9 protein-coding genes are annotated in these 11,561 nt (G+C 73.2%); 4 read left to right on the top strand and 5 right to left on the bottom strand.

Annotation, left to right across the window (positions count from 1 at the left end):
- The first annotated feature begins 80 nt into the window (after positions 1–80).
- On the top strand, positions 81–779 hold the full coding sequence (locus AB0G15_RS13910; protein ID WP_362838727.1) for a neutral zinc metallopeptidase: 699 nt from the start codon (positions 81–83) through the stop codon (positions 777–779).
- A gap of 319 nt (positions 780–1,098) precedes the next feature.
- Here AB0G15_RS13910 and AB0G15_RS13905 read toward each other — a convergent pair whose 3' ends face one another.
- The 4 genes from AB0G15_RS13905 to AB0G15_RS13890 all read right to left on the bottom strand — a co-directional run bounded on the left by AB0G15_RS13905 (position 1,099) and on the right by AB0G15_RS13890 (position 7,206).
- Positions 1,099–2,148 carry a tetratricopeptide repeat protein gene (locus AB0G15_RS13905; protein WP_362838725.1) on the bottom strand — a complete coding sequence of 350 codons (1,050 nt, stop codon included), beginning with the start codon at positions 2,146–2,148 and terminating at the stop codon, positions 1,099–1,101.
- Between the two features lie 247 nt (positions 2,149–2,395).
- Complete coding sequence (locus AB0G15_RS13900; protein ID WP_362838722.1) at positions 2,396–3,811, bottom strand: hypothetical protein; 1,416 nt, start codon at positions 3,809–3,811, stop codon at positions 2,396–2,398.
- A gap of 295 nt (positions 3,812–4,106) precedes the next feature.
- Entirely contained in the window at positions 4,107–4,247 is a 141-nt protein-coding gene (locus tag AB0G15_RS13895; RefSeq protein ID WP_329082214.1) for a hypothetical protein, read from the bottom strand.
- A gap of 199 nt (positions 4,248–4,446) precedes the next feature.
- Positions 4,447–7,206: an AAA family ATPase gene (locus tag AB0G15_RS13890; RefSeq protein ID WP_362838720.1), complete on the bottom strand. Its 2,760-nt coding sequence runs from the start codon at positions 7,204–7,206 to the stop codon at positions 4,447–4,449.
- 1,353 nt (positions 7,207–8,559) lie between these two features.
- On the opposite strand from AB0G15_RS13890, the gene AB0G15_RS13885 reads away from it, so the two are divergent.
- The 3 genes from AB0G15_RS13885 (at position 8,560) to AB0G15_RS13875 (ending at position 11,200) form a co-directional block, all read left to right on the top strand.
- A complete protein-coding gene (locus AB0G15_RS13885) occupies positions 8,560–9,576 on the top strand; it encodes a carboxymuconolactone decarboxylase family protein (RefSeq protein WP_362838717.1) in 1,017 nt (338 codons plus the stop codon).
- A 110-nt stretch (positions 9,577–9,686) separates the two neighbouring features.
- Positions 9,687–10,247 (top strand): sigma-70 family RNA polymerase sigma factor, encoded by a 561-nt coding sequence (locus AB0G15_RS13880; protein ID WP_362838714.1) that lies wholly within the window; start codon positions 9,687–9,689, stop codon positions 10,245–10,247.
- Positions 10,244–11,200 (top strand): hypothetical protein, encoded by a 957-nt coding sequence (locus tag AB0G15_RS13875; protein WP_362838711.1) that lies wholly within the window; start codon positions 10,244–10,246, stop codon positions 11,198–11,200. The genes AB0G15_RS13880 and AB0G15_RS13875 overlap by 4 nt, the downstream gene beginning before the upstream one ends.
- A 53-nt stretch (positions 11,201–11,253) precedes the next feature.
- On the opposite strand, the gene AB0G15_RS13870 is transcribed toward AB0G15_RS13875, so the two are convergent.
- Positions 11,254–11,556: a DUF6204 family protein gene (locus tag AB0G15_RS13870; RefSeq protein WP_362838708.1), complete on the bottom strand. Its 303-nt coding sequence runs from the start codon at positions 11,554–11,556 to the stop codon at positions 11,254–11,256.
- Between the last annotated feature and the right edge of the window lie 5 nt (positions 11,557–11,561).

The raw sequence follows: 11,561 nt of genomic DNA, 5'->3' as shown, positions 1-11,561 counted from the left end.
AGGTAACCGTGCTCTGCGAAAAAACCCTGCGATAGACCATTGCATCCGGTATGTGGCCGCCAGCGACAGGGGAGAAGCCCATGGCCGCTTCACGACGGAGAACCACTCGTCTCGCACTCGTCGCGCTGCTCATCGGCATGCTGATCGCGGTCCCCACAGGCACCGCGGCCGCCACGACGAGCGGGAACTCCCCGGTGAGACCCGCCGCCGCGAGGAGCCTCGACGACATCAACGAGGACATTCGCAGTGCCCAATACACCGTCAACCGGTTCTGGGCGACGCACTGGTCGGAGTTCTTCCCCGGCAGGTATTCACCCCCGCGCGTTCTCGGCGCGTACGACGGCGCGTGGGGCAACGCGCCGACATGCCAGGGATATCCCCTTCCCGATGACAACGCCCTGTACTGCTGGCCGCCCTACGACTTCGTCGCGTGGGACGTCGACCTCATGCGAATGGGATACCAGCAGGGGGACGCCTGGGTATATCTGATCATCGCGCACGAGTGGAGCCATGCCGTCCAGGCCCGCATCCCCGAGAGGCTGCTGTCCCGGCAGCTCGAGCTCCAGGCCGACTGCCTCGCCGGAGCGGCGCTCTTCGGAGCCGCCGAGGACGGCGTCCTGTACTTCGAGGCCGGTGACACCCAGGAGATCTCGGCGGCCCTGCGGGCGCACGCCGACGACACCCCCTGGACCGACGTCAGCGACCACGGCACCGCCGCGCAACGCCTGGGCGCCTTCAACCGGGGCGCGCGACTGGGCGTGGGCGGATGCTTCGCGTGACGAGGGCGCTCCCGGCGCGCGACCGCACCCGCGATCCTGCTCGCGACCGCACTCACGCCCGCGCCCGCCAGAGCACCCGGCCCACCGCCGGGTAGGACCCCGGCCTGGGTGATGGAGGGGTCACCCGGGCCGGGGTCACGAACCCCGATCGCCGGCCGAGACCGCGCGCCTGCTCATGGCCCGCGTGCGGGTCTCCCCTCCCGCACGCGGGCCCCGGCCCGCGCGAGTCCCCTCCTCCCGCGCGAGACGCGGATCTCGTCATCACCTCCACGCCCCGTACGGGAACCGAAGTCGACGTTCCCGTACGGGAGGCGGAAGCTCAGACGCGGCTGCTTCCGGCACGTTCCATCAGGGCGGCCAGGCGGCCCGCCCGTTCGGTGTCACCGGCGTGCAGGAAGGCCGTTCTGGCGATTTCCAGTGGCTCCATGGCCGCCGGGAGGCGCCCGGCGTCCATGAGGAGGTCCGCCCACTCCCCCGCCACGGCGGCCAGGTAGTCGTGGTCGGCGGCCCGGGCGTCCTCCGAGCGGGCCAGCCGGTGGCGGATCGTGACCGACTCGGCGTAGGCGGCGATGGCCTCCTCGCGGCGTCCCAGCGCGGCCAGCTGCCAGCCGAGGCCGTGCAGCGCGGTGGCGAAGGCCCCCGAGTAGGCGGGCGGGTTCTCCGTGGCGAGCCGCCGCCGGATCGAGACGGCTCTCGCGCTGTGGAGCACGGCGTCCTCCAGCCGCCCCAGCGACGCCGTCCGCTGGGCCAGTGTGTGCAGCGCCATCGCGAGGCTCGGCTCGTGTGCCGCCGGGCTCCGGACGGCGAGCCGCTCGTAGATGCCGACCGCCTCGCGGGCGGCGTCCAAAGCGGCCTCCGGCATGCCGATCCGGCCCAGGTCGCAGGCGAGGCCGTTCAGCGAGCCCGCCAGGTGGGGCAGGTACTCGTCGGAACGCGTCTCCACCAGCTCGCGCCTGACGGCCACCGCCTCGCGCCCCACGTCGACCGCGTCGTGCCTGCGGCCCAGCCGGACGTACCGCATCGCCGCGCCGGCCAGGCACAGGGCCAGATCGGGGAGGTAGGTGTCGCGGTCGTCCCCGGCCAGCCGCCGCGTGATCTCCAGCGCCTCCTCACTCGCGGCGAGCGCCTCCTCGTGGCGTCCGGCGGCCGCGAGCTCGCCGGAGCGACGGCTCAGCGACAGGGCCAGGCGGCGCTCGCGGTCCGCGGCCCCGCCGGGGACACCGGCGACACCGGGGACACCGGCGACACCGGCGACACCGGCGGATCCGGCGACGCGGCCGGAATCCAGATCCCGGCCCGGCTCTCCCGCAGGTTTCCCGCGCGGCTCCCGGGAGGACCGAGCGGCTCCCCCACCCGTCCCCGCCCTCACCGGGGCTCCACCCCGGTGCCCCGGCCCGCGGACCGGAAAGGGGTGGCGTTCATCCGTTCGCCTCGGGCGCGGGAACTCTGCTTGAGCGGTGTCAACGGGATCCCTCTCCCCTTCTCTCACCGGACTCTCGACGAACTCTCACCGGCACTCGCCGACCTGGTCCCGTCGCGGACGACGACCAGGCCGCCTGATGTTTTGGAACGCTCCCGTTCGCGGGGTGACGAGACCCGAAGCGGGCCCCGCACGGTCAGACGAAACTGCGCGCCGACGCCCACCTCGTCCCGGTGGTGAACCCCCTGTCCCGGAGGCCGAGCACGGTGCCCGCGTCCTTCCCCCTGGAAGCCGGTTCGGCGCCCTGCGGGCCGTCCGGCAGCACCTGCCAGACGGGATCGCGCTGGATGACCGGCCGGTCCCGTTCGGGTTCCCCCTCGGAGAGCGGTGTCCAGAGCGTGCGGACACCGTGCTCGTTGACGAGCCTGAGGTGGGTACGGCATCCGGGGCAGCGGATTCCTCCGGCGCCGAGGTCCTCGCGCCGCGCGGTGAAGTAGCCGTAGTGGTCCACCCCCCGCTCGTCCCACGACAGGTCCATGTGCCGTCCCCAGTCGACTTTCGCGGCGGCCCCGCCCCGGGGTGCGCAGACCGGGCAGGGCACCCGCATCTCGTCCCAGAACCGTGAGGCCGCCAGTTCGGGATCGTGCCGGCCGACCTGCTTCACCGTCTCGACGACGGCCTCTCCCCCGCCCTCCGGAGGCCTGCGGACCCGCGGGGCGGTGGTGATCGGGTCGGAGTTGTTGATGAGCCTGGCGAAGCGGTCGGCGTGGGCGTCGCCCAGCAGGGGGACGCCCAGGACGGCACGGGCGGTGAGGTGCTCCAGCCGCCGGATGCCGCCCGAGGGCCGGGCGGCGTACGCGGAGGTGATCATGGGCGGTGTGGAACCGCGCGGCAGCAGCCACAGCGTGGCCAGCAGCTCGCTCACCGTCCAGAACGACGAGAAGTAGTCCGGCGAGGGATGGACGATGGCCCTCCCCGTCGCGATGATCTCGTACATCAGCCGCGCCACGCCCTCCCACATCTGCTGCCGGGTGACCACCTCGGCCGGGTAGGAGTACTCGCGGGGCGGCACCATCCGCACGGTGACCGAGTGCGCCTTCTCGAAGCCCGCGCGCCACTCCGCCGCCTCCTGCCGGTGGTCGCCGTGGAAGCTGAGGAAGTAGTCGGCCGGGTCGTCGAACATCCAGTAGTGCTCCCGGGGCGCGGGCAGGCGCGGCGCGGGCGTGCGGACCGTGCCCAGCACGCGGCGCAGGCGCCGTTCCAGCCACTCGCCCAGTTCCGGGTTGCCCAGGGTCTCGCCGTGCACGGGGGCGTGGCCGGCGCGGGTCAGCACGTTGCGGGGCAGCGGGGTGCGGCTGAGGATGATGCTGCCGGGGTCGAGTTTGGCGCGCATGTTGAAGGCCGCGTAGACATCCTCGGGCCCCTCGACCGAGCAGTCCCACACGACGAAGGTCGACGCCCGCTGCGCCGCGAGCGCGGTGGTCTGGCCGGCACCGGGAAGGGCGACCGCCAGGCGGACCCCCAGCCTCGCGCAGATCGGCCGTATCCAGTTGTCCAGCAGGTCGTGGCCGTTCTCGGTCGGCGGCACGAAGACCGTCATGGTGGCGTTCACGTGGCGGCCCCGGCCGATCCCGCGCGGCCGTTCCGCCCGGCCCGCACGACCGGCGCTCCCCGCCTACCCGGCGTGGTTCTTGCGGCCTCTGCGGCCTTCACGTCCTCTGCGGCCTTTACGGCCCGCTGGACCGTCACGACCGGCGGCCGGTGGTACGCCCGGCCCGTCGCCGGCCGGCGACGGTGTTCCCTCCCGAGGTGGGACGTGGTGTCCATCTGATGCTCTCCCCCCTGGCGTGACACTCCGTGGACGACTGCCGCCGGCGCCGGTGGGCACGCGGCGCCCTCTCGCGCGATCATCCGTCCAGGTGGGTTTCCAGGAGGGTGACCAGCTCGATGACACCGTGGAAGGGGACGGGCGGCGCGGAGTCATCGGATTCGACCGTCCCGGCGATGTGACCGGTGGCGGTCCTCTGGACGTCGATGGTCAACCGCATTCCGGCCTCCTGTCGGCGGCGCCGCTCTCCCGGCGCTCTGGCAGTCGCTCACGGTAGCGGCCGGAGACCGGGAAAGCGTCCAGGTACCACCCCTACGGATGGCATGACAAACCTCGACATGCACCTTTCCCGTACGGCGGCGTGGCCGCGGCGCCGTGCCGCTCGAGCCGGATGCCGGCCGTTCGCCTTGTTCGTCGGGTTATTCGTCGGGGTCGGACAGGACCGCGCGGAGCTCGACCCGGTTGGTGACGTTCAGCTTCGCGTAGATGCGGTTCAGCTGCGTCTCCACGGTGCTGATCGCCACCGAGCGCTTCTGCGCGATCTGACGGGTGGTCATGCCCTCGCAGACCATCGCCACGACCTCCCGCTCGGCCCCGGTGAGACTGCTGAAGGCGGCGTTGGGGCCGTCCACGGAAAGCCTGAGCTCCCCGGCCGTCTTCAGGGCGAGGGCGGCGTAGGCCGCGGCGCCGGTACGGTTGAAGGCGACCAGCGCCCGCCTCAGCAGCCGTTCCGCCTCGGCGTGGCGGCCCCGGGCGTGCTGGGAGCGCGTCATCACCAGGTCGATCCTGCCGGCCTCGATCGGCAGGCCCACCCCCCGGGCCAGGGAGAGGGCCTCCTCGCACTCCCGTACGGCGCCCGCGTGGTCGCCCCGGACGGCGGCGATCTGACCCCGCACCCTGGCGATGGACATCAGGGCCGAGCGGCGCCCGCTCGACGCGGCCCGGTCGCTGAAGAGGCCCAGCGCGGCCTCCGCCTCGTCGGCCCGGCCGAGCTGGGAGAGGGCGTCGGCGCCGATCGGGCCGAACAGGTGGGTGCCCGGCTCCAGGGAGTCGTAGTGCAGCTCGATGGCCTCGGCCGCGCTGAGCAGCCGCTGGACGTCGCCCTGGGCCTGGGCGACGGCCGCGCGCGCGCCCGCCGCGTAGGCGAGGCTCGCCCTGCTCTCGACGATCGGCGCCCACTCCGCGGCCTGGCGGGCGTGCTCGCGCGCCCGGTCCCACTCACCCCGGGCCGCGCGGGGGAAGCACGCCAGGGAGTGCAGGATCGCGTAGTCCCAGACCCGCTCGTTCTCCTCGGCGTCGCCGACGGCGAGCCGGGTGAACTGGACGGCGTCGTCGAGCCTGCCCCGCCGGTACTCGACCTCGCCCAGGAAGCCCAGCGCCTGGCCGACCCGCAGCGCCTCCCCACGCGTGGCCCGCGCGACGCTCTCGCGCAGGTCGGCGGACGCGCCCTCCAGGTCGTCGGTCCACAGCCGGATCATCCCGCGGGCCACCAGCCCGTCCAGCCCGGCCACCGAACCCGGAAGGTCGGCGTCCGCCAGGGACGCCAGCGCCTCCTCCGCCCGTCCGGCCAGGGTCCAGCCCACGGACTGGGCGAACCAGGCGAACGCGCGCACCCACGGCTCGTGGCTGCCCGCCGCGACGGCCGCCGTGCCGTACTCGACCATCTCGGGGTAGGAGAGTTCGACCACCCCGATGATCGCGAGCTGGGCCGCGATGCGCGCCCGCAGGTCCGCGGGCGCGTGCGGGCTCTCCGTCCTGTCGCGCCCGGCGGCGCCCAGCGCCTGGACCAGCAGCAGCTTGGCCTCCGCGACGCGCCCGGAGATCAGGGCCTGGTAACCGGCCACGTAGTCGCGCCAGGGGCCTCGCGGCGTCGCGAGGATCTCGCTCTCGTAGCGCCGGGCGACGGTGGCGTCACCGGAGACCAGCAGGGTCTCCACGGCCGTCAGCAGGCGGGCCGCCCTGTCCGGTCCCGGCGGGGTCAGCTCCGCGGCATGGCGGGCGTACACCGCCGCCAGGGGGAGCCTGCCGCGCGACAGCAGGGACCGGGCCTCCTCCTGCGCCAGCGCGGCGAGCTCACCGTCCGTGCCGCCGCCGGACGCCGCGATCCCGTGCCACAGCGCGCCGGGCCCGCCGAGCAGGGCGGCGCTGCGGTGCAGGGCACGGCGGCGCTCGACGCCGGAGTCGTAGTAGATGCGGTCCCAGACGAGCAGGGTGGTGAACGCGAACTCCTGCCCCGCCGTCCCGGGGATCTCCTTGACCAGCCCGGCGTCGGCGGCCTCCTCCAGGGGTGTCGTGGTGTCGGCGACGCCGGAGAGCGCGCGCAGGTCGGCCAGGCCGAAGCGGCGGCCGAGCACCGCCGCCGCGCCGACGACCTCGCGGGTACGGCGGTGGCACGACGCCAGCCGCGCCACGACGGCCTGCGTCATGCCGCGGGGGGCGGGCAGCGGGCCGTTGCCGAAGTTGATCGAGTGCATCTCCACCTGGTCCAGCAGGAGGACCGAGTGCAGCACGTTGCCGTCGGTGTGCTCGTGCAGCCTCCTGGCGCCGGAGGGGGTGAGACCGTCGTGGCCGGTGGCGACGGCGAGCCTCACGAGATCGTCGGCGGGGAGCCCCTCGACCTGGAGCAGGCGCCCCTGCGCCGAGTCGAAGATCCGTTCCCATCCCTCGTGGAGTTCCAGGCGGGGAGCGTCCGGCGCGGCTCCCGTCGCGTATCCGGGGGCCTGGTGCACGACCAGGAGCATGACCTGGGCGTTGCGCAGGCGCCGGGCCGCCAGGCGGAGCGCGGCCATCGACTGCCTGTCGCCGCAGTGCGCGTCGTCGACGACCACGATCAATGCGTCCGCGGCGGCGAACTCCGCCGCGAGGGCCTGCCCGACGAAGGCCGCCTCGGACTGGCCCGACAGCGTCCTGGCGAGCGTCGGGGTCGGCAGCTGCTCGGCGATCTGTTCCAGCACCCCCCAGGGATGGGCGAGCGCCTCCTCGTCACCGAAGGCGCGGACGGTCCGCACGCCGGGCACGGTACGCAGGAAGCGCTCGACCAGCTCGGTCTTGCCGATTCCCGACGTCCCCCGGACCCCCACGATCCGCGCGTCGCGGCGTCTGGCCTCGTCCCACGCCTCTCCGAGGAAGTCGAGTTCCCGCTTCCGGCCGATGAACAGCGGAGAGGTTCTGCCGTGCAACGCAGCGCTCCTTTTTTTCGCGATCCCCATGTTCTTGACGGCGATTATGGGTCAGGAATCAGCCTATCGGCATGGATTTCATCTGAAGATTCTTCACGAAACGGATCCGAAGATATTTCACATCAGCCGGGCGCCCCCTGGATTCCCTCGTCCGCGGAACGCCGCGGGCGCGGACCGCGACGTCCGGACACGCCGAGAACCCGCCCGGGAGGATCGCGACGCCCGCTTCCGGCCACTCCCACCTGGAGTTCTCCGGAGTCCTGGCGGATTTTCCCCGGAATGGGACCGCTCCACTCACGCCAGGGCGGACGGCGGTTCACGAATGCGGCCGGCGGCGAAGAGGACGCGGCCATTGATTGCCGCGCGTGCGGCCGGATTTCGCGCAATTGACGATTTCTGCGCTCGGTAAGTATGCGGTGACACGAAGTATGCAATACCTCGCACATTACGCGAGAAAGTACACGACGGATACCGAGTGCGATTTCCCGACCACGGTCCGGGGCGTTCGCTCAGCGCTCCGGCCGGGAACGGCGAGCATCTCCCCGCCCGCACTCCTGGCCGCGTCGCGCGGAAAACCCGTCGACGACGAGCACCCGAAAAAGGTCTCCGGTGGCCCGCGGCCCGCCCGGGAAGGAGGGGGGTCACGCCCTCGCCGGTCACGGCGGCTCCCGGGGAGCCGCCGCCGGCCCGCCGGGTCCGGCCCCCCACGAGCCGGACCCGGACGAACGACGACCGGGCGGGCCCGGCCCTGACACCTCGGAGCCCGGCGTCCCGGAGTCCGGCGTCGCGGAACCGGGTGTCCCCGAGTCCTGCGGAGCGGGGGCCGCCATGTCGCGAAGTCCGTACCGGGAACCGCCCCGCGCCGCGAGGTGGCCCGGTCGTAGTATTCCAGCCAATCGGTGATCATCCCGTCCGCCACGCTCAGCGCGCCGGCGGGAGGGACGGGGTGCTTTCCTCGCGCGGCACCGCCACCGCGGGAACCCGCCGCACTCCCCCGCGGCCTCGAAGGCGTCCCCGGTTCCCGGGCGGCCCCGTCCACGGCGTCACCGCAAGGCCGGACCCGGCCGTCGATCCCGGTGCGGTGGTTCCGCTGATCCCGGTGCGGCGGTTCCGCCGCCTCCCCTGCTCCTCGCGGCGTAGCCGAAAGCTCCCCTGCTCCTCGCGGCGTACCCGAAAGCTCCCCTACTTCTCGCGGCGTACCGGAAAGAACCTTCCCGGGCACCACGACCTCGGGCCGTCGCGGGGGCGACGATCGCAGCCCGCGCTCGTTCGGGGGACCGTCCTGGCCCGCCCCGACCCGGTGTGCCCGGGCACGCCCTCCGGCGGCGCGACCGTCAGCGAAAGGACCGTTCGATGCCCTCACTCTTCCGCCACATCACCCCGGTGCCGCCCGAGAACGCCACCGGGCAGGTCGCCGCCGTCTACGACCAGGTCGACGCCGAGTTCAGCAGCATCGGCCCGGCGGTCATGATGATGTCCCCCGCCCCCGAACTGCTCGCCCCCGGCTGGGCTCTGCTGCGCGAGTCGCTGCTGGCCGGGTCCGTTCCCCGCCGGCACAAGGAGGCCGTCGCGGTCTCCGTCTCCCAGGTCAACCGCTGTGAGTACGACATCGCCGGGCATCTGGCCTTTCTGGAGCTGGCCGGGGGAGGCGACATCGCGCAGGCGCTCCGTCGCGGCGACGACCCGGCGGACGAGGACGCCGCGGCCGTCGTCCGGTGGGCGAGGTCCACCGGCACCCCGGGCTCACCGGCCCCCGGGGCGCCGCCCGTCCCCGAGGCGCTCGTCCCGGAGTACATCGGGACCGCGCTGGCGCTGCACTTCGTCAACCGCATGGTCCTGATACTGCTCGCGGAACACCTGCTTCCCGGCGGCATGCGGGAGTCGGACACCGCACGCCCCTTCGAGGGCGCGCCGATCGCCCGCGCCGTCGAGCGGCGCCGCTCCGGCGACGGCCTTCTCCTGCTCAAGGACGGCGAGGCCGGGCCCGCACCCGCCTGGGCGGGGGAGAGCACCGTCGGGCCCGCGTACGCGGCACTGCGGGACTCGGCGGCCAAGGGCGGGTTCCTGCTGTCCGAGGACGCCCGCGCGGCGGTACGCGACACCGTCGGCCGTCACCTCGGCGGCCGTCTCCCCGCCGGCGACGGATGGCCCGCCACCTCACTCGGCGCGCTGTCCCCCGGCGACCGCGCCGGGGCGACCCTGGCGATCCTCGCGGCACTGGCGCCGGACCGGATCACCGAGGACGACGTCGCCCGCTGGCGTGCCGACCGGTACAGCGACCACTGCCTGCTGCACCTGCTCGCCTTCGGCGCGATGATCGCCGTCGAGCGCGTCGAGGCGGGCATCGGCCGGGCACCGGCCACCGGCTGAGCGGCGTTTCCAGAAATTTCTGGATCTGGGAGAAATGATGGCGGCGCCTTCGACATGGATGGGTGTCCACGACCCCCACCAGAGGAGGCCTCCTGCCATGGGAACCGCCCGTGCCTGACGACCGAAGAGCCCGGTTCGAGCAGGTCTATCTCGACACGTACGAACGGATCCTCGGCTACGCGACGCGCCGCTGCGACTCCCCGGAGGACGCGGCCGACGTGGTGGCCGAGACGTTCGAGATCGCGTGGCGCCGGGTGGACGACCTGCCACCCGGCGACCAGGCGAGGCTGTGGCTGTACGGCGTGGCGCGCAACGTCCTCGCCAACCACCGCCGGGGCCTGATCCGCCGTCACGCCCACCAGACGGCGCTGCGTGAGGACGTCGCCGATCTCTACGCCCGCACCGCGCCGCCCGTGGAGGGGATGGAGCTCAGGGCGATCGGACGGGTCTTTCGTGAACTGTCCGACGACGATCGTGAGGTGTTGTCGCTCGTGGTCTGGGAGGGCCTGGACGCCGGAGAGATCGCGTCCGTCCTGGGCCGTTCCCGCAACGCCGTACGCATCCGGCTCCACCGGGCCCGCCGGCGCTTCTCGCGCGGGCTGGCGGAGGCCGGGATCGAATTCATCCCGATGAGCCGGGCCGCACGGGTCCCGACGTGGAGGTCCTCGTGAAGAACACCGATGAGCGGATGGGCCCGCCGCCCCGCGTCCGCGACGGCGAACTGGCCGGTCAGGCGTCCGCCGCGGGGGCGCGGGCACTGCTGGCGTCGATCGTGTCCGAATCCGGGTCCGAGGTCCTCGCGGCCTCGCCGTCGCACCGCCGGTCGTGGAGACCGCGCCTGGTGACCGGAGCGCTCACCGCCGGGGTGCTCGTCGCCGCGCTCGTCGCCGGCCCCGGCCTGCTGCGTGACGGGAGCGCCACGAGTTACGCGAACTCCGCCGTCGACATCGTGCTGGACGATGAGCAGTACGTCGCCCGCATCAAGGACCCGTTCGCCGACCACGCCAGGTACACCGAGGCGTTCCGCGCGGTCGGCCTGGACATCACGCTGCGCCCGGTGCCCGTCTCGCCGGGCAGCGTCGGAGAGATCATGGGAATGATGATCTCGGGTGACGACGGGCCCGACGCGGGGGCGCCGCCGGATCCCTCCGGTCCCCGGTTCGGCGGTGTCCCCCTCTCGATGGAGACGGCTCCCGGGAGATGCGAGCCGGGCAGGGACGCCGGTTGCGTGATGGTGATGCGGATTCCCGCCGGATTCACCGGCAAGGTGGACGTCAGGCTGGGGCGCCAGGCGAGACAGGGAGAGGAGTACGCGAACTTCGACCTGGCCATGGCCCCCGGCGAGATGTTCGCCGGAGTACGGCTGAGGGACGGCCGCCCGGTGGACGAGATCCTGGCCGAGGCGCGCAAACGCGACCTGGCCACGGTGTTCAGCCTCATCCGGATCGACGCGAAGACGGGCGGGCTGTCCTTCGAGCCGCTCCCCGCCGACAGGGTCGGGCGTGACTGGACCGTCTGGAACGCCTGGCAGGTGAAGGCCGGGGTGATCCGGCTGCTCGTCACGCCCGGGCGATTGCCCGAGAACCCGTTCTACAACGGAAGCGCGCCACCGCCCGCCTCCTGACCGCGCGGGAACCGGCTCCCGCCCGCCTCCAGACCGCGCGGGAGCCGGACGGTTCAGCCGCTCGCCTGCCGGCCTTTCCGGCGAATCTTGACATGACGCATGTCCGTCACCGCGACGTGCAGGATCCGGTACGGGTGGCCGTGCGCGTCCAGCGCCGCGACGGCCCCCCGGGCGGCCTCGTCCTCGCCGTCGTCCGGGCCCGCGGGCACCTGGCAGCGGAAGGTGAACGCCGAGACGCTCTGGTCGTGGGTGAAGGTCCCCGCCTCGGTGAACGCGATGCCGCCCGCCGCGAGGACGGCGGCGCGGCCGGTGTCGCCCAGCCCGTCGAACGTGCCGCGGATCATCACTCTGAACATGGCCG

Source organism: Streptosporangium sp. NPDC023825 (assembly GCF_040639575.1).
GTDB lineage: Bacteria > Actinomycetota > Actinomycetes > Streptosporangiales > Streptosporangiaceae > Streptosporangium.
This window is presented reverse-complemented; position numbering and strand designations above follow the sequence as displayed.